Origin of the sequence: Oceanobacillus sp. CFH 90083 (genome assembly GCF_009389585.1) — a bacterium.
Classification (GTDB): domain Bacteria; phylum Bacillota; class Bacilli; order Bacillales; family Amphibacillaceae; genus Oceanobacillus.
Genome location: NZ_VIYG01000014.1, coordinates 39,581 through 62,153 on the forward strand (window position 1 = coordinate 39,581; position 22,573 = coordinate 62,153).

The following is a 22,573-nucleotide window of genomic DNA, read 5'->3' on the forward strand; positions in this document are numbered from 1 at the left end:
ATAGCAGCTCAAAAGTGCTCTTCTGAAGTAAACAGGAAGAGCGTTTTTTATTTTAGTGGATTTATTTCAATTTTTAGGAATTTTAAGTTATAATCATTATGTTAAACAAAATTGTCAGTTGAATAGTAGAGCAAATATTTTCTAAATCAGGAGGTGAGGAAGGATGAACAGCATAGCTATTTTAAAAGAATTTGGATTTTACGTAGCAGAAGAGCAGGAAAGCATTTATCCATTTTCTCCAGTCTATAAGCTTCAGGATTATATTATCAAAAAAACACAGTACCCTTTGGAGAAAGCCCGGAAGCTTGTCAGGTATACGAAGTATTTACAAGAAAAAGGTATCCCTGTTGTAACTCCGGTAAGCTTAACCACCAGCAATCCCAAACAAATAGAGGACGCATGCTATATTTGTTACCCGTTTATAAATGGGAGCCATTATCAAGGAACAGAAAAAGAAATTATCGGGGCGGGAGAGCTTCTTGGCCGTATCCATGCACTTTCCTCTTCTCAAAATACATTTGATTTAAGCGATTATAATGTTTTTGATTTTTACCATCATGAAGTAGATGATCATATGAAAAAGATTAGTGATTTCGTCAGTATCTATCAAGTCAATATCCCTATTCAGAAGCTGAAAGATTTATTACATACAGCAGTGAAGAATCAGGAAAAATTAAAAAAGACTTCATTAAAATGGGTAGAGACCCCGCACGATTATAAAGCGAATAATCTTGTGTTTCAAAGCAAGCCTGTTCTTATAGATCCCGATAATGCTGTATGGATTCCACGTACATTTGATCTGGCATTGGCGTTATTATTATTTCATAATGAATTTCCTTCAGCTCCTGACCGTACGTTTACACCAAAGGAATGGAAGTTATTCTTAGCAGGTTATTTGAAGCATCAGATTTTAACAAATACAGAAATAAAAGCTTGGGAAGAAACGGTCCTGCATGTGTTTTTGGACGAAGTCATGTGGCTGATGGCTGAGGTAGAAGAGGATTGGGAGCGGAAGGAACAAAGAGATCTATTTGTCAGTGTGACAGAAACACTGTTTCATATAAAAGATTATCCTGTTTATTAGATAAGAGCAGGATCACAATGTTATATAAATAAAAGTTGGAGCGAATGCTATGGATATAGAACAAAAGCTGTATAAAGCGGCTGTGGATTTAATCAAAAAAAGATACCCGGCAGGCTGGGGCGGTGCAGCAGCCATGTACACAGAATCCGGTCAAATATTAACAAGTGTAGCTCCTGAAGTCATAAATGCTTCTACGGAATTATGTATGGAAACAGGAGCGATTTTAGAAGCGCATAAGCTGGATACTAAAGTAACCCATTCCATTTGTGTCGCCAGAGAGGATGAAAACGCCCCATTTCTCATTTTAACGCCATGCGGTGTTTGTCAGGAGCGGCTTTTTTATTGGGGAGAAGAGGTCCAAGCTGCTGTAACCAATCCGGGTAATGAGCTTATATTTAAAACATTGAAAGAGCTTCAGCCGTATCATTGGTTTAAAGCATATGATGATTGAAACATCATTTAACAAAATGAAAACGAACGGTCAGTTAGTGCAATCGACCGTTCGTTTTCTCTATAACTATATTTCATTCATAAGCTCTTTCAGCTGATCTGAATAAAGACTTATCCTCAATCTTATGCGTAACAAACATCAACACCACTCCAAAGAAAATCATACCCCCGGCAACAAAGGTGATTTCCCTGAATGAAAATTGATTGGTTAATAAGAGACTTCCCAAAGTAGCTCCAATCGAGTTTGCTAAATTAAACACAGATGCCGCAATAGTTCCTGATAAAGCCGGAGCTTCTTTTGCTGCTAAGATAATCTTTGCGTTTAATATTGGTGTTGTTCCAAATGTTCCGGCGCCAAATAAGAAGCAGGCAGCATAGGTAAAGAATGGGTTCGCTAATAAGAATGTAAAAGCAATCAGCACCGATCCTAAAATAGTCATTGCCACAATTAAACGCTCTGTTAATACTTCAGGCTGAATACGCCCGGAAACGAAATTCCCGATCACAGCGCCGAGTCCGAACAGGAATAAACCAATCGTTATACCTGTTACATCGAAGCCTGCGATTTCCCGAAGCATCGGTTCCTTGAAGGTATAAGCTGTAAATACACCGGAAAAGCCAAAGACAATAACGGCAATCAGCATCCAGACATTTTTATTCTTTAATATAGCCATCTCATTCTTCAGTTTAGGAACTTCTTTTTGTTTGATATTTGGTGTAACGATGATAAGCCCGATTAAATTGATTATTCCCATTGCTGTAATAAACCAGAATACCAATCTCCAGTCAAGCATGCCGCCGATATAGGAACCAAAAGGAACCCCGAGCATAATTGCAATCGTGAGTCCGCCCTGTACCGCAGCAATCGCGCTTGTGCGTTTATGAGGCGGCGAAATGTCAACAGCCATACTCATGCATAATCCAAAGAATGGGGCATGCATAGTTGCAGAGAAAAGTCTGGAGAGAAGCAGGATCTCAAAAGTTGGTGCTGTGGCAGCAATGATATTACTTATTATAAAGATGGACATAAGTGCGATTAACAGGGGCTTTGGTGAATATTTAACCGTTAATATCCGAAGCAGCGGACCACAGACAGCAACACTGATCGCGTAAACGCTGAGCAATAATCCAGTTGTAGAAACGGCTACATCTAAATCAGCAGCAAACTGCGTTAATAAACCGGTAACTGCATACTCTGTCATGCCAATCGCAAATGTACCAATCATAAATACAGATAGAATCATATTACGGGAGAATTTTAAAGCCATTTTAACACTTCCTTTCTATCTCATGAAAAAACAATAGCACTATCATAGTGGAACAGAAGTCTGTTGTCTAGGCATCTGTTTGAAAAAAATAAAGAAATAATTTTCAGATTAATGGAAGCGTCATGCACAGGAAGAATGCTGGAAATGACGTGTTAAAAAAGTGCAATGGAGCAAATGAGGAGAAGTGGAATGGGGATAATAATGGTATAATAAAAGCATCATGATATTGACAAGGAGGAAAAATAATGACAGCAGGCTCGAAAAATATCGTACCACATCTTTGGTTTGACAAGGAAGCAAAAGAGGCAGCCGCCTTTTACACGTCTGTTTTTCCAGATTCACAGGTAGTCAGTGAAGTGGTTATCAAGGATACACCGTCAGGAGATTGTGATCTGGTTTCCTTTGATTTATGGGGACAACGATTTATGGCGATTAGTGCTGGACCATATTTTTCATTTAATCCATCGATTTCCTTTATGGTAAACTTTGATCCGTCAAGGGATAAGGATGCTGCTGAACAGCTTGAAGCAGTTTGGGAGAAGCTGTCTGATGGCGGGATTCCGCTGATGCCGCTTGATTCGTATCCCTTCAGTAAAAAATACGGATGGATTCAGGATAAATACGGCCTTTCCTGGCAGCTTATCTTAACAAATCCAGAGGGAGAAGAAAGACCGCCAATATTGCCATCCATGATGTTTATAGGTGAAAATGTCGGTAAAGCGGAAGAAGCGGTACAATTTTATTTGTCTATTTTTAAAAATAGTAAAGAGGGGATATCAGCTAAGTACGCTGCCGGAATGGAGCCTAATCAGGAAGGTACAGTCATGTTTTCTGATTTTATGCTTGAAAATGTCTGGTTGACAGCAATGGATAGCGGCTTAGAGCATGGCTTTCAATTTAACGAAGCAGTCTCTCTGTTAGTGAATTGCGATACACAGGAAGAAATCGATCATTATTTTGAAAAACTGTCAGCAGTACCTGAGGCAGAACAGTGTGGCTGGCTAAAGGACAAGTATGGTGTATCCTGGCAAATTGCGCCAAGAGAAATGGACGAAATGATGAGCAATAAGTCAACACAGGAACAAATTGACAGAGTGAACAAGGCCATGATGCCGATGAAAAAATTGGATATCGAAACATTACGAAAGGCATATGAGGGCAGATAAATGTATGAATTAAAAACAAAAGAAACAGATAATAGTGTGATGGAATTTATTGAGCAGGTTGAGCAGCCGAAGAAGCGGGAGGATGCCTATCGTCTGCTGGATATATTTACGGAAACAACGGGTTTTGAGGCAGCCATGTGGGGACCGAGTATTATCGGCTTCGGGAAGTACCATTATAAATATGATTCGGGGCATGAGGGAGATGCACCATTAGTTGGCTTCTCCCCGCGTAAAGCAAAAATAAGCCTTTACTTTGCGACAGGAGATACAGAGCGTGAACACTTACTCCCGAAATTTGGCAAACATACAGCAGGTAAGGCCTGTGTATATATTAATAAAGTAGCAGATATTGATGAAGAAGTATTAAAAGAATTAATTAAGCAGTCTGTACGGTTTTTGCAGGAGAAATACCCGGAAAAGTAGGAGAATCATGATGTTTACAATCAGAAAGATAGTGGACGACCAGAAAGATTTAGATTTCTTAACGGATATGTTATACGAATCCATATATATTCCATCGGATAAGCCGCCCAAAGAAAAACTGCTTCATGCAGCGCATTTGCGCAAATATCATCAGCATTGGGGGAGAACGGGAGATACAGCACTTATTGCGGTAAATCCACAGAATCAAGCTGTTGGAGCGGTGTGGTATCGCTTGTTTAGTGAAAGGGAAAAAGGATATGGCTTTGTCAGTCCTGATATTCCTGAGCTTGGTATAGCAATTGTGGAAAGTGAAAGAGGCAAAGGATTGGGGAAACAGTTGCTGATAGAGATCATAAAAGAAGCAAACAAGGCAGGATACATTGGGCTGTCTCTCAGTGTAGATTTAAAAAATATTGGTGCAATCAGCCTGTATCATCAGTTAGGATTTGAAGATGTGGAAACAGCAGGAACGTCGAAAACGATGCTATATTCATTTTAGTTATAATAAATAGCCGTGTGAGAATTCATAATCATTTTTCACGCGGCTTTTTTTATTTTGATTCTTGGATAATAAAACATACATAATCAATAGTAATATAGTAATATTTCATCTTATTGTGTCTAAATGCATCAGGATTATACGATGAGCTTTGAAGATTTCCAAGTAACTTTCCTTGATAGACTCACTATTATTAACAGGGAACATTATTTTAATAATTCCATAAATACTTATAAAGAAGGCTTAACAAGTTTAAGTAAACAGACGATAAATAAAGTATCAATAACATAATTCTGAAAGGGAGGAGGATACAAATGAATTTTTCATCAATTGGTAATCTGCATCAATCAGTAAAAATAGCACAGATGAAAGAGCTTGTTGATTCACAAAGCTCACCTCGTTATCCTGGAACGTATGATAATGATCCAATGAATATTACGAATCGAACAGATTGGAAAAAGATTGTACCTGTTCCGGATAAAGTAAAGCAAGATTTGATTAATGCCGTAAAAGAAACAATGGAGCAGAACGGGGGGATGAGACATGCAAATGAGGAAAAGGATCCGATCCATAGAATCAAACAAACGTATTTGAATTCATTACCAAAATCGGAACGCCTTTCAGCTAGTTGGACACTCACTGAAATTTATAGAAACGAGGCACAGCGTCTTGTAGATTTCGTTAGAGTAAAAGACCCCTCATGGGATTGGGGAAAGCCCGTCAAAACTGAAATTTTAGAAGAAGTTTATAAAAGTCCAAATGTAGATATCAAAGTGTGAATTTAGGAGGGGAGTATATGTATAAACGAATTTATTCTTTTATTGTAGCAATTGTCATGATGTTTACTTTATCTGTCTCTGTCTCTGTTTCTGCTGAGGATACAACGTTTATGTCTGATGATACAATCAGTATATTCGCTACGAATTATTTTTCAGGTAGTACAGGTACGATGAATTCCCTCTATGGAAATGAATCTACCCTTTTTAATATTTCTTCAGGGACAACACCTTCTTTGGCAAAGGTAAGCGGCGTGACATTAAATGTCAATGTAAGTAGCGGTAGTGCACCATTTTATTTGAATGTAAAACATCCTGATGGCAGTGTAGTGCAGCACTATATTACGGGTACTGGTAATAAGTCAGTAACATTTGACCAATTCAACCATACTGATCCATATGGTACTTGGAAAGTGTCAATTACTACAACTGGAATAGTATCAACTGCAACAGCTCGTATGACTGTTAATTACACATACTGAGTGATTTATCGTAGTAGTATAACAGGCTGTAAGGCTCCACTTCAAGAATGGAGGGAACTCGAAAATTCTAAAGGGTAGCCAGTAACAACCCGATTCGTTTGAATCTATAGAATGTAGGACACAAAGGCGGTGCGACAACTCTTTTCGATGGGGGGAGTAGTCGTAAACCTAGGACGTTGCGAACTTTAACGGCTCTGTTCAAAGATAAGAAGAGCTATAGCTATAGTTATGGAATTCAGTGCATAAAATAACATGACGGTTACTTCAGTGTATAGAGTAACCGTCATGTTATTTTGCTAAATAAGAAAATTGAAAACTTTCAAAATTGCATAAGTGCAACCACTTTTTACCAGGCTGAGCAATCGCAGACTGACGAGGGATCTGTTAAGTCACTTTGTGTTTTTCCGTTCAATTTGTGCGGCATGGCATAGAGACAAACACCATATGTTACAGTGATAGCAAACATAATTCTTTACTTTTTAAAATATGAAATCCAATCATTATACATACTGCCGGGTTTTGCTATAAAATAGATAATAAAGCTATCATAGAAAGGAATGTATGGTAACGATGAGTGAAAATGTTGTTAAAGAAATAGAGAAAATTATCGAACAGAAGCGGGAAGCTTTCTTTAAAATTAGTGACCAAATTTGGGAAATGCCTGAAATCCGTTATGAAGAAGAAGAATCTTTCCAATGCTCTGCTGATTTTATGGAGGAGCAGGGCTTCCAGGTAGAACGCGGAGTAGCAAATATTCCTACAGCATTCACGGCAAGCTTTGGAAGCAGTGGTCCTGTCATTGCAATTTTAGGAGAATATGATGCTTTACCGGATTTAAGCCAAAAAGCCGGAGTGACGGAATACGATCCGGTGGAAGCCTACGGTCCCGGGCATGGCTGCGGTCATAATCTGCTGGGAGTAGGCTCGATGTCTGCAGCTGTTGCTGTAAAAGAATACTTAGAGAAAAATCATTTGGAAGGAACGATCCGTTATTATGGCTGCCCGGCAGAGGAAAGCGGCTATGCGAAGACATATATGGTGAAAGCAGGATTGTTTGACGATGTGGCTGCATCCTTTTCGTGGCATCCGCATTACACGAACAGCCTGTTTCACGGACCAGCCTTGGCGGTGATTCATTCTACTTTTACCTTTAAAGGGATAAGCTCGCATGCAGCAGCCTCGCCGGAATTGGGACGAAGTGCATTAGATGCTGTGGAATTAATGAATATCGGTGCCAACTATATGCGGGAGCACATGATTGACGAAGCACGTGTTCATTATGCCATCACAAACTCTGGAGGAATGTCTCCAAACGTTGTCCAAAAAGAAGCAGAGGTCTCTTATTTTGTTCGTGCTCCCCATGCAGATCAGGCTCGTGCTTTGTTTAAACGACTGACAAAAATTGCGGAAGGTGCTGCCTTAATGACGGAAACTCAGGTGGAGTATCGGATTGAAGGCGTGTGCTCTAACCTGGTTCAAAATGCTACATTAGATAAATTGCTTCATAAAAATATGAAAGCTTTGGAACGTCCGCATTTCACAGAAGAAGAGCTGGAATTAAGCAGGAAATACTTTAACACCCTTAATGAAGATGATAAAGCTTTTGCTGCATCGCTGGTCGGTAAGGAAAAGGCGAAGGAGCTTGCCGATCGTCCTCTGGTTTATGAAGTGGATGACTATCGCGAGGCACCGGAATATGTCAAGGGCTCAGGCTCTACTGATGTAGGGGCTGTCAGCTGGGTAACACCTACTGCACAGCTGATGGCAGCAACCTGGACTTTCGGTACCCCATTCCATACGTGGCAGGTGGTATCTCAAGGGAAAACGTCCTATGCCAAAAAAGGCATGCTGTATGCAGGAAAAGCGATTGCCTCAACGATTATTGATGTTTTACAAAATCCAGAGGTGCTGGCGGATGCTGCCAAAGAACTTCGTGATCGTGAAGCAGGACCGGACAACTATGATTCGCTACTTCCTGAGGATCAAGATATACCCTATTTGTTGAAAAAATAAAGCTGCTGTGAAAATGTTCGCAGATGACTGATAAAAACGCAAAAACACTCTTTATGTCGATCAATAAACGACGCAAAGAGTGTTTTTGCGTTGTATCCGGCAAGTATAAATATTTTATTTTGAGGAAACGTAAATAAGGACTTTACAGGCTTGTTTATGATTAGAGTATCACAGAAATACAAGCAGGGCTGGGGAGGAGGTAAATCTTATGCGTCAATCCATATTTACAAAATTAAAGCAGCAGGAGGGAAAGGAAACAGAGAAACAATTAGGTACGAATTCAGTCGAAGCAAAAGTGAAATCGGCACTTTCAGATAAAGTCAGTGACAATTTAAATACGTTGAAAAAAGCGATTGGTGATCCAGAGGATTTAAATCTCCGCTATATCACCATTGGAAAATTTCAAAAAAAATGCGGGATTGCTTATTTATCCGGAATAACGGACACAAATATGATTAACCAGGAAATTATCCAGACATTGCAGCAAAACCTGCAAGAGGTAGATGGAAGTCCTTTAGAAAATATAAAGCTGGAAATGATTGCTGTCTCCTCAGTGACAGAGTTGGATGATATGAAAAAAATCATTGATTTTGTATTGGATGGGCAGACCGTTTTCTTTTTGGAAGAAGAAGAGCAGGCATTAATCATTGGTACAGCTGGCGGAGATAAGCGTGCTATTGAGAACCCGCAGTCAGAAAATCTGATACAAGGTCCCCGGGAAGGATTTGTGGAAAGTTTAGAAGTAAATTTAGCCCTGGTCCGCCGTAATATCCGTGATCCCAGCCTGCGCTTTAAAACATATGAGGTTGGAACAAGGTCGAAGCAAAAGCTTGTCCTTTGCTATGTTGAAGATGTTATTAATCCCAAAATTCTGGAGGAAGTCATCTATCGTCTCGAATCGATTGAACTGGAATATATTACAGATGTTTCTCAAATTGAACAATGGATTGAGGATAGTTCTCTTTCTCCGTTCCCGCAGATGCTGAGTACGGAAAGACCTGATAAGGTGGCATTTGAAGTTTTACACGGCCGTTTTGCTATTTTTGTGGACGGAACACCGTTTACAGCATTAGGGCCGGTGGTTCTCAGTGATATTAACAAATCAATGGAAGACTATAATCAGAGGTGGATTACCGCTTCTTTATTACGGATTCTTAGAGTTATAGCAAGCTTGATTGCATTATTCCTGCCGGGAATCTATATTGCCATGGTTTTATTTCATCCGGGTATGCTGCCGACCACACTGGTATTTTCCATTGCAGCAAGCCGTGAAGGGATGCCTTTTTCAGCCATAGCAGAGATCTTGTTAATGGCGGCGACCTTTGAAATGCTGCAGGAGGCTGCTATCCGGCTGCCGCGGATTATCGGACAAACCATTGGTATTGTTGGCGGTATTGTTATTGGAGAAGCTGCGGTAAGTGCCGGCATAGCAAGTCCAATTATTGTCATTATTACAGCATTAACTGCCATTGCCAGCTTTTGCTCACCTTATTATAGTGTGGCTATCAGCTTTCGTGCTGTCCGTTTTGGAATCATGCTTGTCTCTGCGTTTTTGGGGTTATTTGGGCTAATCCTTGCTTTTCTTGTTCTGGTTATCCATGTAACGAATTTAAAAAGCTTTGGCGTTCCATACAGTTTTACTGTTTTACCAACTGTCAAGCACGAGCTTATGGATAACATTATCAGGGGGCCAATAACGAAAGTAGAGGAACAGTATATCTTTTTGCAGAATCAGTTAAAGAAATCCAAATGAAAAAGGACTGAAAGATAGATGCGAACAGTAAGGTATGCAGATGATAAAATATCGAACTTTACCATATTAGTAATTGTTCCCAGCATCGTCATTGCTGTGGGGATATTGACTTATCCGCGTACACTAGCTGAACAGACCGAGGGAGCTGATGGCTGGGTTACCTTATTAATCGGAGGGGCAGTTTGTGCATTAACTGCATTTCTTATTACTAAAATTGCCTCTTTGTTTCCTGGACAGTCTTTTTATACGTATACATCTGCCATGCTGACAAAGCCGGTTGCTTTCCTTTCAAGTATCTTATTTTTCTTATTGGCAGTTACCATTGTCAGTTATGAAACTGCATTTATTGCAAATATATCGCATCACTATTTATTTGAAAAAACCCCGACAGAAGCAATTAACCTGGCCTTTCTGCTGGTGGTTCTATATGCTGTCGTCGGGGAACGTGTAGCCATTTTCCGGATGGGATTTGGAATTATGATCTTAACAGCTGTTGCGACAGTTATCCTGGTTGTTACTGCACTTCCAGCAGCTGACTGGAATCGGATGCTTCCTGTATTGACCACCGATGTTAAATCTTATTTAGGTGAATTACCAGATAGTATTCTGTCTTATTCTGGTGTTTTTATCTTATTTTTTTATATGAAATTGACACGGACTCCGGAAAAAAGCGTCAAGTCTGCAGTGATTGGGGCGGCAGGTGTCACCGTATTTTATATAACCGTTTATCTGATGTGTATTGCGGTGCTTGGAAATGTATCCACTGCTAATACGGTTTATCCATTAGTTGAGTTGGCAAACACCGTACGGACAGTAGGCTTTTTAGACAGAATTGAATCTTTATATTTTATTATTTGGATAACCACTGTATTTATGACAACAGCTCTGGCTTTTGATATCAGTGTACTAATCATTACAGATATTTTTCCAAAAGCAAATAAAACCTTTGTCGCTTTTAGTCTATTGCCGGTTATGTATTTGATTTCCCTTCTCCCGACAGATCATTTTCAAATAGCCAAATTAGGTACAATCATCGGTTATACAGCAAAGGGCTTAACCATAGCAGTTTTGGCCGGCTTATGGCTGATGTATGGAATAAAGGGCAGAAAAAGAAAGGGAGAGAGGTCATGAGATATCTTTTTTTCTTATTTTACTTACCAATCCTGCTTTTACTGGCAGGCTGCTGGGACAGTTTAGAAATAGAAAATCGGGCTTTTGTTTCTGGGGTTGCCATTGACCCGGGGGAGAATAATGAAGATAAGAACCTGAAAATGATGACACAAATTGTTATTCCTAATGGACTCGTTTCTCTTCCTAATAATGGTAACGGGGGAGGTAAAAGCTACCGGAATCTTTCAGATACAGGAAAAACCATATTTGAAGTAAAGTCAGCAATTGAAGAAAAAGAAGATGGGAATTTGGATAACAGCCATATTGAATTGGTCATTATCTCGGATGAGCTTGTAAAAAGTGAATATAAATTATCAGATATTCTGGACGTCTTTATGCGGGAAAGCAGAATGAACAGAGACATTATTTTAGCAATAGCAGATGGAAGTGCAGAGGATTTGTTGAATATCGACCCGGAAAATGTAAAGCTTCCTTCTCAATATATGACAGAATTAATTATTTCGAATTACAATCTGGCAAATAGAGATCCAAGACGGGCAGGAGATATGCAGTATTACTTTATAGAGAATAGAAGCTTTTATCTGCCGTATTTGGTCAGCATAGACGCATCAAACGGAGTTGAATTAGAAGGTGCAGCTGTGTTTAAAGGAGAGAATGGAAAAATGGTCGGCACATTGACAGAAGAGGAAGTATCAGGTCTGCTATTAACACACCGCGATTATACAGAGACCTTGATTGTGGATCATAACGGACAAAAGGCATCATTTACAGTACCTGATGGACGAACTGAAATAAAATTAATTAACCGTGACCCGGAAAATCTTCATTTTCAATTTGATGTCTTTTTAACTGGAGAGCTTGTGGAAGCTTTTCAAGGAATGGATTTTATTAAGGAAGAGAATATGGAGGAATTGAAGAAAAAATTAAGGCTGGAAGCAGAAAAAGTCATGATGAAAACAATCCGGAAGCTGCGGGATGAATATCGTGTAGATATCTTAGAATTGCATGAGTTTTTATTTAGAAAGCATCCGGAAATTTGGAAGCAGGTAGAAAACGACTGGGACAGCGGAAAAAATTATTTTTCCAATGTGGATATTACGTTAAATGTTGATGTAACAATTCGCGAACCTGGCAATACGAATTGATATAGAGCGGGTGAAGAACATGATATGGATGAATTTTATAGAAAACAGAATCTCTACGCTGGCGATTATTTGTTTGATTTTGTGCATTGTTATTCCAACTGCAATATATTGGATGAACAAGAAGTATCATGAATCCGCTGACCCTGGCTGGAAAAAAAAGAGAAAAGAACAGGAAAAACAAAAAGACAAGGTATAAAGGAGTGTGAAGATAATGCTCGATATAATTATTCTTATTCTGCTGGTCTTGTTGTTAGTAAGCGGTCTTTTGATTTTGTTCATGTGGCGGCGTTTGGCAAAGCGAATGGTTTATAAGTATGGAAAAATCCTGATGGAAGATCGTTATCAGGAAAATTTGTTTGAAATGGTAGCGGGCTTTAAGCATATGGGAGTCCAGCAAACCTTTGAGAATAATTTACGGGCAGAATCCGGAGATGTCCTGCATCGTCCACTGGGCTCTTCGAAAACATGGCCGAATTTTGATAAGCTGACCTTTATACCAGCTCAAGTGGCAACATTTCCAACAGAATACACCGAGAAAGTAGATATGAAAGTAACTATCGGTCCAAAGGCGAAACAACCAATGCGTTTAGATATTCCTTTAATGGTTAGCGGAATGGCTTATGGGATTGCTTTAAGCAAAGAGGTACGGCTGGCGCTGGTTGATGCAGTCAATGAGCTTGGCACGGCATTGAATTCTGGCGAGGGCGGCGTGATGGATGAAGAAATTGATGGGACAGATAAATATATATTACAATTTTCCAAAACCAGCTGGTCGAAGGAAAAAGAGCTGATGAAGAAAGCATCCATGATTGAAATTAAATTCGGACAAGGCGCATTAATGAGTTCAGGTGTCGTCATTCCCGCAGGTGATCTGCAGGGAGACATTCGAAAGGTATTAAACTTAGATGATGGAGAGGAAGCAATTATTCACAATCATTTCTTCGAGAATCAGACATTAGCGGATTTCAGGAATCTTGTTCAGGAATTAAAGGATATTACCAGCGGTGTACCGATTGGGGCGAAGATTGGTGCAGGAGGGAAAATTGAAGAGGACATTGATGCACTGTTAGAAATTGGAGTAGACTATATTGCGATCGATGGTGCACAGGCCGCAACACACGGTGCACCGCCAATCTTATCGGAGGATTTTGGCATCCCGACGATACATGGTTTACATCGTGCGCATCAGCATCTGCAAAAACGGAAGGCGAGGGAGGATGTCAGCCTGATTATTTCAGGCGGTATGTTTACGCCCGGACAATTTTTAAAAGCAATCGCATTAGGAGCGGATGCGGTGTATTTAGGATCGGCTGTTCTATTTACGATCTCCCATAAGCAGGTACTTAAGGCTGTTCCCTTTGAGCCGCCTACACAGGTTGTCTGGTACGATGGCAAATACAAGGATGATTTTAACAGAGAGGAAGGAACAAAAGCATTAGTCAATTTTATGAATGCTTCTGTAAAAGAGATGGAAGAAGGTATTCGGATGATGGGGAAAACAGCATTAACGGAAGTGAACAAGGATGATCTTGTTGCTTATGATGAATCTGTTGCCCGTGATATAGGTGTTCCTTATAGTGTTCATTCTTATGAAGAGGAAGCTGCTAAAAGGAATAAGCAGGATCCGATGATTGAGCTGTGAAAAGAAAAATATTTGACGCAAACGGGTAAACGTCTTATAATGGAGTCAAATTTAGAACGGAAGGGAAAATGTGCTAAGATGAGATTTCGATTCCTTAACTTGAACATTTATTTGATAACATGTTCAAGCTCTGCCTGTGCTTTTACACCTGCAGAGAAATAGGAGTCGTTTGTCTTTTTTCAGCTACTATAATGATATACATAAGGTATACCCTTTTTCCTGAATGAGGTATGTAAAAAGGACAGCAGACTATTTGCTGTTCTTTTTTAATCCAAATATTATAGAACTTCTATTTTTTGTGTAAGAAAGCAGGCATTCGTTCTGATCAAAACAAAAGGGGAGATACCTATGCAGATGCTATTATTCTTTTAATGGATACGGGCTTGTCATAAGAAAGATACAAGCTCGTATCGATACAGCTACAGCTATCGGTACGGGAAAACAAAAATCTCGGAGGTAGCAAAAATGCAAAACATTCAATTTGAGATAAAAGATGTGGAATTAACGTATTTAGATAAGGATATTTTTTCAATTAGTAGATTAGCGATTCATTTTATGGATCGAATTGGTATTGTTGGTCCAAATGGTTCAGGAAAAACCAGCTTGCTTCGCCTGTTGGCAGGAGAATTAGAACCGGCAAAGGGAAAAATTCACAGACATGCGAGCTTTGCTTATTTCAAGCAAATGGAAACACCTGATGAAGAAGCGGTAGACCCAAAGGTTCTCGGTAAACTCCATGTGCCAGATTTAGAAAAAGGCATCAGCGGAGGCGAGCAGACAAAAATAAAAATAGCACAGCTTTTGGCGGATTATAATGAAGCATTGCTGATTGACGAACCAACAACACATCTTGATCAGCAGGGAATCCGGTATTTACGGAGAGAACTGGAAAATTATTATGGAACACTTATTTTAATCAGTCATGACAGGAAGCTTTTGGACCAGCTTGTCACAACAATTTGGGAAATACGAGATGGGCAAATTCATGTTTATTCAGGTAACTATACCGATTATGAAGAACAGAAAGCATTGGAAGAACATCAGCAGCAGGAGGCACATGAACAATATCTGAAGGAAAAAGCTCGTTTAGAGGCAGCGGCGCAGGATAAAAAGCAAAAAGCTGCAAAGATGATGAAGGGCGCTAAAGCAAGTGCCCGAAAAAAAGAAGGTGCAGATCGGCGTCTGGCGACAAAGCCTAAGGATGTTTCGCAAAAGGCAATGCAAAAAAGTGCCAAAGCGATGGAAAAACGGATAGAACAATTGGAAAAAGTCGATGCTGTCCAGCATGAACGGGCCATTCAGTTTAACCGCTCTAAAGCGCTGGAACTTCACCATTCCTTTCCGGTAATGGGAAATCAGCTGACGTTAAAGGCTGGGGATAAAATTCTTTTAGAGGAAGTCCGCTTTCAATTTCCTTTAGGTAAGAAAATTGCGATTACTGGAGCGAATGGTTCAGGAAAAAGTACATTGCTTCAAGCGATTTATCAACGCCAGGAAGGACTGGAGATTTCATCTAAAGTGGAATTCGGCTTCTTTGACCAGCTTGCTTATCAGAAAAAGTCAGATGAAACAGTCTTAAGCAGCTTAAAGGAAACAACAGATTATGAAGAAGGTTTTTTACGCAGTATTCTTCACACGATGTATTTTAAAGGAAATGACATTCATAAAAAACTTTGTCATTTAAGCGGCGGGGAAGCAATCCGATTGCAGCTGTGCAGATTATTTCTGGGCTCCTATCATATTTTGCTGTTAGATGAGCCGACGAACTTTTTAGATATTCCAACAACGAAGGCATTAGAAGCATTTTTTGAAGGCTATCCGGGTACAATTATTTTTGTTTCCCACGATGCGGCCTTTATTGAAAATGTAGCGGATCACATTTATGATATCAGGGATAAAAATATAATGGAACGGTAGAGAGGAACAGGAGCAGCTGGTTGCTCCTGTTCTTTTACCTTGAATAAATTCAACAGCCTTTCTGATGGACAAAATCGTTTATAATATCAATAATAAAAACAGACTATGAAATTACAGTAAAAGGTGGAAGTCAGTATGAAAAAGCTACTTATTATTTCATTTATCGTTGCAGTCGGTGTGTTTTTCCTCGTTGGAAAGCTGGAAGGAGATAGTAAATTATTTGCAAATGCATTACCTTCTAATATGAATGAAACAAATGAGATTAAAGAGATTACCATATATGAAGTGAAGCCGACCGGAAAGCCAAGATCGATTTCACTAACGGAGAAAGAGGACATTACGAAGATTTTAAAGGCTGGTGAAGCGATGGAGCTCAAAGAAGCCAATGAATTTGTAAACTCCGGCTACCTGCTCCTGCTTCAAGGCTCTAAAGAATATTATACGATGACAGTTGATAAAGATGGGTATATTGATATGGACGGGCATGAAGAGCACTATGAAATTAAAGGCGATAATGAATTGTTTCACGTCATTCAAGGGCTTCAGGATAATTGGGAGCTGTTAGATGATGAAGATGTGTAAGCATTAACTAAATTTAGTAAGACAGAGGTGGAGAAATGTTATTGATGATTGATAACTATGATTCGTTTACCTACAATATCGTTCATTATTTGGAGAAACTGGGAGAGAAAGTGGTTGTAAAATATAATGACCAGCTAACCATCGAAGAGATAGAACAATGGAAGCCGGATTACATAGTCTTATCACCAGGACCACATACACCGGAAGAGGCAGGAATCACTTTAAAAGTTATCGAACATTTTAAAGGAAGCACTCCGATTCTGGGTATCTGTCTCGGGCATCAGGCTATTGGGCAAGTCTTTGGAGCAGCAGTAATAAAAAATGCTCCTGTTCATGGAAAGCAATCACTTATTCTAAACGATCAGCAGGGGGTTTTTTCACAGCTCCCGAAAAGCTTTGCAGTAACAAGATACCACTCTTTAAGTATTGATCCGGAAGCTGTACCGGATAGTCTTACTGTAAGTGCAACAGCAGAGGATGGAACGATAATGGGAATCCGCCATAACACGTATCCTGTGGAAGGCGTGCAGTTTCATCCGGAATCTATTTGCACAGAACATGGCTATGCGGTATTAAATAACTTTTTGAAGCAATATAAAGAGGCAGGTGCACTGCAAAGATGATAGAGAATACAAAAATGATCTTTGATTTTTCCTTTGAAGAAGAAGAGGGTGTCCGTCGTATTTTTGAAAATCCGGAAGAAATTCTAATTGCACAATCCCATGCCGAGATTGCCGGTATATTTACGAAAATGGAAGCATACCAGCAGAAGGGCTTCTATCTGGCCGGCTATATTTCTTATGAAGCTGCGGCTGCATTTGATAAACATCTGGTTATACATCGAAAAGGCAGCCTGCCACTTATGGTGATGGGCGTTTTTAAAAATGTTCAACTAGAAAACCCGATGCCAGCTGCCAATCGCACCTATCCGCCGGTAAATTGGGAGATGACAACAACCAGACAGCAGTATCAGCAAAATATCGAATCAATAAAAGCTGCTATTGCTGAAGGAGATACATACCAGGTGAATTATACTGTTCGTATGGAAGCGGATCGGGCAGTCGCTGCAGATTTACTATATGAACAATTATCCGGCGCACAGCAGGCAAAGTATGGAGCACACCTGCAAATAGGTGATTATCATATTGTATCTGCTTCTCCAGAGCTGTTTTTTGAACGGAGACAGCAAACCATCCGTACCAAGCCTATGAAAGGAACAATTAAACGAGGGCAGACACCGGAAGAGGATGCGCAGAATCAAAGACTGTTATCTCAATCAGAAAAGGATCGGGCAGAAAATTTAATGATTGTTGATCTGCTGCGAAATGATTTATCTAAAATTGCTGCAACCGGTTCTGTTCAGGTCCCCAAGCTGTTTGAAATAGAGAAATATCCCACTGTGTACCAAATGACGTCAACAGTTACAGCAAAATTAAAGGAGAACTGCAGCAGCTTCAATCTTTTTAAAGCTTTATTTCCCTGTGGTTCTATCACCGGTGCTCCCAAGCAGAGTACCATGGAGATCATTAAGGAGCTGGAGGATTCGCCAAGGGATATTTATTGCGGGAGCATCGGATTTATCACACCAAATCAGGAAGCATTATTTAATGTGGCAATCCGGACTGCATGGATGGAAAAGGAGAAACCAGCTGTCTATGGAATAGGCGGGGGCATTACCTGGGATTCTGATGCAGAAAGTGAATATGAGGAAGCTTTAGCTAAAGCAGCTATTTTAAAAGGAGCCTCTTCTGCCTTTCAGCTTTTAGAAACAATGAAATATGATGGCATAGAGCTTCTTCGTCTGGACAGGCATTTGGCCAGGTTGAAACGGGCAGCACATCAGTTCGGGTATCCGTACGCTATGGAAGAAATCAAACAGCAATTAATGGAGCATACAAAAAAATGTTCTGGAGCACATCGGATACGGCTTTTGCTGGATCAGGACGGCGGGCTGGATATAACGTGTACGCCACTTAGAGAAGAACCGGCAGTTGTACGGAAAGTCAGTTTAGCTTTGTCTCCTATAGATCGGGAAAACATTTTTTACTATTACAAAACGACGAACCGGCAAATGTATGCTGTTTTCCGGGAGCAAGACAGTACGTCATTTGATGTGCTTTTATGGAATGAAGAGGGCCAGCTGACTGAGTTTACGATTGGCAATTTAGTCGTGAAACAGCATGGACATTACTATACACCGCCACTTGCTTCGGGATTGCTCGCCGGAACCTATCGGGAAGAGCTGCTGGAGCAAGGAGAAATAAAAGAAAAAGTCCTGCGGAAGAAAGATATTCCTTCCTTTGAAGAGGTATGGCTGGTTAATAGTGTCCGTGGCTGGGTGAAAGTAACTTTTTAAGAGACTGTTCAAGAAGTCGCCAGCTTTCTTGCGTGGAAGCCGTAATCACAATGCTTTTCAGCGGGAAGGGTAACCGCAAAAGCACTTCGGTGGGGTGAGTCCCAGTTCCAATCCCAAATGATCGGCGGCTAATTTCTACGTCGTCTTGATCTTCCTGCTTCTCATTTGCTAACTTTTTGAACACGCATTTTAAAGAAATATTTTCTGGAGAAAGATTGCATGATTACCCGATGCAATCTTTTTTTATGCACTTTGAAATGATAGGAACATTGCTGCAGCAAAAGGTATTGGAGCAATATTTTTATAAACATGCATTTAGCAAAAATCAATGAATGAAAGCCGGAAAAAAGGCAAAAAAATTTTGAGCAAAAGTATATCTGAAATAAAAAAGTTGTGATATGATGTATCAGATTCCTAAGGGAGGTTTTACATGAAATTTTAGTTAAGGAGAAATGAAGAAATGAAAAAACAAAATATGACATTGTCTATCTTGCTGATGAATTTGTTTATTGCATTTTTAGGTATTGGTTTGGTTATTCCGGTTTTACCTACGATTATGAATGAGATGAATTTGTCTGGATCTGTTGTAGGTTATCTGGTAGCCGCTTTTGCTGTTGCGCAGCTTATTGTTTCACCGCTTTCTGGAAGATGGGTTGATGCGTTTGGACGTAAACGCATGATCGTTATCGGCCTCTTGATTTTTAGTTTTAGTGAGTTTTTATTCGCTATTGGGAGGACCGTCGAAATTTTATTTGTTTCCAGAATCTTAGGTGGAGTGAGTGCTGCTTTTATAATGCCTGCAGTTACTGCATTTATTGCCGATATTACAACACTTGCGTCCAGACCAAAAGCGCTGGGCTATATGTCTGCAGCGATTAACACCGGGTTTATTATCGGTCCTGGTGTTGGCGGATTGCTGGCCGAAGTAGGACCAAGAGTGCCATTTTTCGCAGCAGCAGGCCTAGCACTGTTTACTGCGATTCTATCAACAATTACACTGCGTGAGCCAGAAAGAAGTCATGAGGGACAGGGAGAAAAAGCAGCAGCTCCAAAACCTGGCTTAGGAAGAATCTTTGTTCCAATGTACTTTATCGCGTTTATTATTATTTTTATTACGGCATTCGGTTTATCTTCCTTTGAATCGTTATTTTCTTTATTTGTGGATCATAAATTTGCATTCACACCAAAGGATATTGCGATTATTATTACCGGGGGAGCGATTGTTGGTACGATTGCACAGGTTATCTTATTTGGAAGACTGGCAAATAAATGGGGGGAAATCCGGTTAATTCGCTATTGTCTGATTTTCTCAGCCATTCTGGTGATGGCGATGACGGTTGTGGAAAGCTATGCGATGATTTTATTCGTAACCATTGTTGTCTTTATCGGTTTTGATTTATTAAGACCGGCTGTTACTTCTTATTTATCCAAAGTGGCTGGAAACGAACAAGGCTTTGTCGGTGGAATGAACTCCATGTTTACAAGTATCGGAAATGTATTTGGACCAATTATTGGCGGGATTTTATTTGATATAAATTTAAATTATCCATATTATTTTGCAGCGATGGTATTGCTTGCCGGAATTGCTGTTGCGATGGTTTGGAAAAACCCTAAAGCCCAGGCAGAGCATGCTTTGGAAGAAATGAAATAATTGTAAATAAAAAGGATAGCAGAAATGCACTTGTGAGGGCAATAAGCTCTAATTCACAAGTGTGTTTTTGTTTTTTTTACGCGAATCATTAGTGCCTAGCGTTTAATAGCAGGATTGATAGAAATAAGTTTCTCTGTTTTTTCCCAGAAGTAAGGAAGATTCGACTTCGTTATCTTTGCTTTTTCAAACAAATCCTCACTAGTATACATGTCAATCATGCTTAAAGTTTTCATAAAATAAGGAAGTCTCTCTGCATGGATCTCAGGAGCGTCTGTTGCCAAGATAATGTGGCAACGGCAAAAAGTAGCAATAATCCAAAAAAAGCTCTCTCTATGCTTGTTTTTATCAATTAATGCTTGGCATCCATCAATAGATAGGGGCTTTGCTGATAATGATATATCAGATAAAAAGAAAATAGGTGTCTGTGCATAAGTCACAGCCAGGTCAAAGGTGTCATTCAAGACATCTAAGCTTATTTGCACATCGTTTTTCTTCAGGGAAATGATATTGATTTCTTTTAACAGCGCCTGGTAAACATCATTCATGTGATAGCTTTTGAGAATTTGCTCTGCTGCTTCATAACGTCGGCGCACAGTGGGATTTTCCAATCCAGCAGTTAAAAATAAATGGGTAAGCACACTGGTCGGAAATAACCAGCTCATTACTTGTTCATAAAAAGGCTTCTCTTTAGGAATGGAGCTAAGACCTGAATCTATTTTATCTTTAATATGATGACAACGCTTATGCACCCAATATATCTTATCATAATCCTCTGCTGCATTTCTCTGTAATGGGGTAAGTATTCCTTCTGGATCAGCTAAGATAAAAGTATGAGCAAAGCTGAAACTAAGATGATAGTCACTTAATATTACCTCTTTACTATGAAATAGTGCACTATCCAAGTGTGTTGCTTCTAACAGTACACCGTCATAAATAAACTTTCCGATTTTTAGTTCAGGTACATTGGAGGTAACAATCATAATATCTACATCAGAATGAATTGGCCAAGCTTCATCCATATGCTTTTGAATAATCGATCCTGCCAGATAGGCCCCGATAAATCCAGCTTCCTTTTGTGCTATTGCCTGCACCCATTCCCCTGCCTTTTGGATAGCATCTTTGACTTGCATCAGACCAGCTCCTTTTCATGATATTCGTGTATAACACCGAGCATGAAATGCAGTAGCTGCAGCGTGTACATAATCTGGTTGACAAAAAGCACGTCCGGAGATATTTTACCCAGTTCATCATACTGGAAATCATTGTTCTATCCCTGCAGTTACGAGCATGATTGTATAAATTAAAATAGTGTTAAATCAGCATTTAAAATTATTTTTTGAAAAAACTCAACGGTGTTTATATATCTATTAATCTTCGCTAAGTATATCACATATTAGGATGGGAAATAAACGGCAGTATGGCAGAAGCGCCTTAGAACAATTTTACTCGTTTCAAGGCGCTTTTAGAAGATGTTCTAAAAGCCCTTAAATGTTAAGCGATGAGGTGATGATCTTCTACTAAGAACGCCCATGTCGTGTGGGCAACGTTGAAGTCACCACAATACCCGGGAAGCCCGCTCGTAAACACATTGTTTTGACCTTCCGACGAATAGGCGTGCTAGTAATGAAGGATTATATTTACCTGAAGTCTATTGTTAACAAGGAATTACCATGTTAAAATATCATCAAAAGGAACATACGTTCATATTTGGTTTGAGATTTCACAATGTATTGTTATTCTTTTAGTACCTCAAGAGGTTTTCGTACGATTTCAGTTTGAGTTGGCAAATACCGGCATATATTTCAATGATTGGAGGAATGAATCAGTATGTTAACAAGAGAAGATATTTTTAATCATGTCAAAAAAAACTTCGGCACCTCCCCTGACTACCCATTTCAAAAATTTCCAACCTATGCTGCTTTAAGACATAAAAATAACAAAAAGTGGTATGGTCTTGTCATGAATGTTCACCCTGAAAAATTAGGATTAGATGGAACCGGCGAAATAGATATTTTGAATGTAAAATGTCCGCCTGAAATAAGTGACAGTTTAAGGGATGGAAGAAGTATTTTACCCGGATATCATATGGATAAGGAAAATTGGATTTCACTTGTTTTAGAGCATGTAGATTTAGAAGAAGTTTATGATTTAATTGAGCAGAGCTTTTATTTAACCAAGTAAATCATGAAATAATCTTACGTAAAAGGAGTGCGATGCTATCAAAAGAATTGCTCT

The 22,573-nt window shown here is 39.6% G+C and carries 21 protein-coding genes; 19 read left to right on the forward strand and 2 right to left on the reverse strand.

Annotated elements, in window-relative coordinates:
* Positions 1–163 precede the first annotated feature (163 nt).
* Together FLK20_RS17610 and FLK20_RS17615 are read left to right on the forward strand one after the other, a co-directional pair.
* Complete coding sequence (locus FLK20_RS17610; protein WP_152657906.1) at positions 164–1,084, forward strand: phosphotransferase; 921 nt, start codon at positions 164–166, stop codon at positions 1,082–1,084.
* A gap of 49 nt (positions 1,085–1,133) precedes the next feature.
* Positions 1,134–1,535: a cytidine deaminase gene (locus FLK20_RS17615; RefSeq protein WP_152657907.1), complete on the forward strand. Its 402-nt coding sequence runs from the start codon at positions 1,134–1,136 to the stop codon at positions 1,533–1,535.
* Between the two features lie 73 nt (positions 1,536–1,608).
* On the opposite strand, the gene FLK20_RS17620 is transcribed toward FLK20_RS17615, so the two are convergent.
* Positions 1,609–2,802, reverse strand: coding sequence for an MFS transporter (locus tag FLK20_RS17620; RefSeq protein WP_152657908.1), 1,194 nt, complete (start codon positions 2,800–2,802; stop codon positions 1,609–1,611).
* Between the two features lie 245 nt (positions 2,803–3,047).
* On the opposite strand from FLK20_RS17620, the gene FLK20_RS17625 reads away from it, so the two are divergent.
* The 16 genes from FLK20_RS17625 to FLK20_RS17695 all read left to right on the forward strand — a co-directional run bounded on the left by FLK20_RS17625 (position 3,048) and on the right by FLK20_RS17695 (position 20,338).
* Entirely contained in the window at positions 3,048–3,968 is a 921-nt protein-coding gene (locus FLK20_RS17625; RefSeq protein WP_152657909.1) for a VOC family protein, read from the forward strand.
* Positions 3,969–4,391 (forward strand): DUF1801 domain-containing protein, encoded by a 423-nt coding sequence (locus tag FLK20_RS17630; protein WP_152657910.1) that lies wholly within the window; start codon positions 3,969–3,971, stop codon positions 4,389–4,391.
* A 10-nt stretch (positions 4,392–4,401) separates the two neighbouring features.
* Complete coding sequence (locus tag FLK20_RS17635) at positions 4,402–4,890, forward strand: GNAT family N-acetyltransferase (RefSeq protein ID WP_152657911.1); 489 nt, start codon at positions 4,402–4,404, stop codon at positions 4,888–4,890.
* A gap of 314 nt (positions 4,891–5,204) precedes the next feature.
* Positions 5,205–5,669 (forward strand): DUF3879 family protein, encoded by a 465-nt coding sequence (locus FLK20_RS17640; RefSeq protein ID WP_152657912.1) that lies wholly within the window; start codon positions 5,205–5,207, stop codon positions 5,667–5,669.
* A gap of 17 nt (positions 5,670–5,686) precedes the next feature.
* Complete coding sequence (locus FLK20_RS17645) at positions 5,687–6,148, forward strand: hypothetical protein (protein ID WP_152657913.1); 462 nt, start codon at positions 5,687–5,689, stop codon at positions 6,146–6,148.
* Positions 6,149–6,718: 570 nt separating this feature from the next.
* Positions 6,719–8,161 carry a M20 family metallopeptidase gene (locus FLK20_RS17650; protein ID WP_152657914.1) on the forward strand — a complete coding sequence of 481 codons (1,443 nt, stop codon included), beginning with the start codon at positions 6,719–6,721 and terminating at the stop codon, positions 8,159–8,161.
* Positions 8,162–8,369: 208 nt separating this feature from the next.
* A complete protein-coding gene (locus FLK20_RS17655) occupies positions 8,370–9,914 on the forward strand; it encodes a spore germination protein (protein ID WP_152657915.1) in 1,545 nt (514 codons plus the stop codon).
* An 18-nt stretch (positions 9,915–9,932) separates the two neighbouring features.
* Positions 9,933–11,045 carry a GerAB/ArcD/ProY family transporter gene (locus FLK20_RS17660; protein WP_152657916.1) on the forward strand — a complete coding sequence of 371 codons (1,113 nt, stop codon included), beginning with the start codon at positions 9,933–9,935 and terminating at the stop codon, positions 11,043–11,045.
* Positions 11,042–12,190: a Ger(x)C family spore germination protein gene (locus FLK20_RS17665; protein WP_152657917.1), complete on the forward strand. Its 1,149-nt coding sequence runs from the start codon at positions 11,042–11,044 to the stop codon at positions 12,188–12,190. The genes FLK20_RS17660 and FLK20_RS17665 overlap by 4 nt, the downstream gene beginning before the upstream one ends.
* A gap of 19 nt (positions 12,191–12,209) precedes the next feature.
* On the forward strand, positions 12,210–12,386 hold the full coding sequence (locus FLK20_RS21705) for a hypothetical protein (RefSeq protein ID WP_194165668.1): 177 nt from the start codon (positions 12,210–12,212) through the stop codon (positions 12,384–12,386).
* A 15-nt stretch (positions 12,387–12,401) separates the two neighbouring features.
* Entirely contained in the window at positions 12,402–13,832 is a 1,431-nt protein-coding gene (locus FLK20_RS17670) for an FMN-binding glutamate synthase family protein (RefSeq protein WP_194165669.1), read from the forward strand.
* 465 nt (positions 13,833–14,297) lie between these two features.
* A complete protein-coding gene (locus FLK20_RS17675; RefSeq protein WP_152657919.1) occupies positions 14,298–15,749 on the forward strand; it encodes an Msr family ABC-F type ribosomal protection protein in 1,452 nt (483 codons plus the stop codon).
* A 135-nt stretch (positions 15,750–15,884) separates the two neighbouring features.
* Positions 15,885–16,331 carry a hypothetical protein gene (locus FLK20_RS17680; protein WP_152657920.1) on the forward strand — a complete coding sequence of 149 codons (447 nt, stop codon included), beginning with the start codon at positions 15,885–15,887 and terminating at the stop codon, positions 16,329–16,331.
* A 44-nt stretch (positions 16,332–16,375) separates the two neighbouring features.
* Entirely contained in the window at positions 16,376–16,954 is a 579-nt protein-coding gene (locus FLK20_RS17685) for an anthranilate synthase component II (protein WP_370453208.1), read from the forward strand.
* Positions 16,951–18,687 (forward strand): aminodeoxychorismate synthase component I, encoded by a 1,737-nt coding sequence (pabB, locus tag FLK20_RS17690; RefSeq protein WP_152657922.1) that lies wholly within the window; start codon positions 16,951–16,953, stop codon positions 18,685–18,687. Before FLK20_RS17685 ends, pabB begins: the two co-directional genes overlap by 4 nt.
* A 460-nt stretch (positions 18,688–19,147) precedes the next feature.
* On the forward strand, positions 19,148–20,338 hold the full coding sequence (locus tag FLK20_RS17695) for an MFS transporter (RefSeq protein ID WP_152657923.1): 1,191 nt from the start codon (positions 19,148–19,150) through the stop codon (positions 20,336–20,338).
* A 95-nt stretch (positions 20,339–20,433) separates the two neighbouring features.
* Here FLK20_RS17695 and FLK20_RS17700 read toward each other — a convergent pair whose 3' ends face one another.
* Positions 20,434–21,468, reverse strand: a complete 1,035-nt coding sequence (locus FLK20_RS17700; protein WP_152657924.1) for a hypothetical protein — start codon at positions 21,466–21,468, stop codon at positions 20,434–20,436.
* Positions 21,469–22,165: 697 nt separating this feature from the next.
* Between FLK20_RS17700 and FLK20_RS17705 the strand changes: the two genes are divergently transcribed.
* Positions 22,166–22,519 (forward strand): MmcQ/YjbR family DNA-binding protein, encoded by a 354-nt coding sequence (locus FLK20_RS17705; protein ID WP_152657925.1) that lies wholly within the window; start codon positions 22,166–22,168, stop codon positions 22,517–22,519.
* The last annotated feature ends 54 nt before the right edge of the window (positions 22,520–22,573 follow it).

What these genes read in the sequence shown, in the direction of transcription:
- FLK20_RS17610 (WP_152657906.1), top strand. Translation starts at nt 164, where the DNA reads ATGAACAGCATAGCTATTTTAAAAGAATTTGGATTTTACGTAGCAGAA.
- FLK20_RS17615 (WP_152657907.1), top strand. Translation starts at nt 1,134, where the DNA reads ATGGATATAGAACAAAAGCTGTATAAAGCGGCTGTGGATTTAATCAAA.
- FLK20_RS17620 (WP_152657908.1), bottom strand. Translation starts at nt 2,802, where the DNA reads ATGGCTTTAAAATTCTCCCGTAATATGATTCTATCTGTATTTATGATT.
- FLK20_RS17625 (WP_152657909.1), top strand. Translation starts at nt 3,048, where the DNA reads ATGACAGCAGGCTCGAAAAATATCGTACCACATCTTTGGTTTGACAAG.
- FLK20_RS17630 (WP_152657910.1), top strand. Translation starts at nt 3,969, where the DNA reads ATGTATGAATTAAAAACAAAAGAAACAGATAATAGTGTGATGGAATTT.
- FLK20_RS17635 (WP_152657911.1), top strand. Translation starts at nt 4,402, where the DNA reads ATGTTTACAATCAGAAAGATAGTGGACGACCAGAAAGATTTAGATTTC.
- FLK20_RS17640 (WP_152657912.1), top strand. Translation starts at nt 5,205, where the DNA reads ATGAATTTTTCATCAATTGGTAATCTGCATCAATCAGTAAAAATAGCA.
- FLK20_RS17645 (WP_152657913.1), top strand. Translation starts at nt 5,687, where the DNA reads ATGTATAAACGAATTTATTCTTTTATTGTAGCAATTGTCATGATGTTT.
- FLK20_RS17650 (WP_152657914.1), top strand. Translation starts at nt 6,719, where the DNA reads ATGAGTGAAAATGTTGTTAAAGAAATAGAGAAAATTATCGAACAGAAG.
- FLK20_RS17655 (WP_152657915.1), top strand. Translation starts at nt 8,370, where the DNA reads ATGCGTCAATCCATATTTACAAAATTAAAGCAGCAGGAGGGAAAGGAA.
- FLK20_RS17660 (WP_152657916.1), top strand. Translation starts at nt 9,933, where the DNA reads ATGCGAACAGTAAGGTATGCAGATGATAAAATATCGAACTTTACCATA.
- FLK20_RS17665 (WP_152657917.1), top strand. Translation starts at nt 11,042, where the DNA reads ATGAGATATCTTTTTTTCTTATTTTACTTACCAATCCTGCTTTTACTG.
- FLK20_RS21705 (WP_194165668.1), top strand. Translation starts at nt 12,210, where the DNA reads ATGATATGGATGAATTTTATAGAAAACAGAATCTCTACGCTGGCGATT.
- FLK20_RS17670 (WP_194165669.1), top strand. Translation starts at nt 12,402, where the DNA reads ATGCTCGATATAATTATTCTTATTCTGCTGGTCTTGTTGTTAGTAAGC.
- FLK20_RS17675 (WP_152657919.1), top strand. Translation starts at nt 14,298, where the DNA reads ATGCAAAACATTCAATTTGAGATAAAAGATGTGGAATTAACGTATTTA.
- FLK20_RS17680 (WP_152657920.1), top strand. Translation starts at nt 15,885, where the DNA reads ATGAAAAAGCTACTTATTATTTCATTTATCGTTGCAGTCGGTGTGTTT.
- FLK20_RS17685 (WP_370453208.1), top strand. Translation starts at nt 16,376, where the DNA reads ATGATTGATAACTATGATTCGTTTACCTACAATATCGTTCATTATTTG.
- pabB (WP_152657922.1), top strand. Translation starts at nt 16,951, where the DNA reads ATGATAGAGAATACAAAAATGATCTTTGATTTTTCCTTTGAAGAAGAA.
- FLK20_RS17695 (WP_152657923.1), top strand. Translation starts at nt 19,148, where the DNA reads ATGAAAAAACAAAATATGACATTGTCTATCTTGCTGATGAATTTGTTT.
- FLK20_RS17700 (WP_152657924.1), bottom strand. Translation starts at nt 21,468, where the DNA reads ATGCAAGTCAAAGATGCTATCCAAAAGGCAGGGGAATGGGTGCAGGCA.
- FLK20_RS17705 (WP_152657925.1), top strand. Translation starts at nt 22,166, where the DNA reads ATGTTAACAAGAGAAGATATTTTTAATCATGTCAAAAAAAACTTCGGC.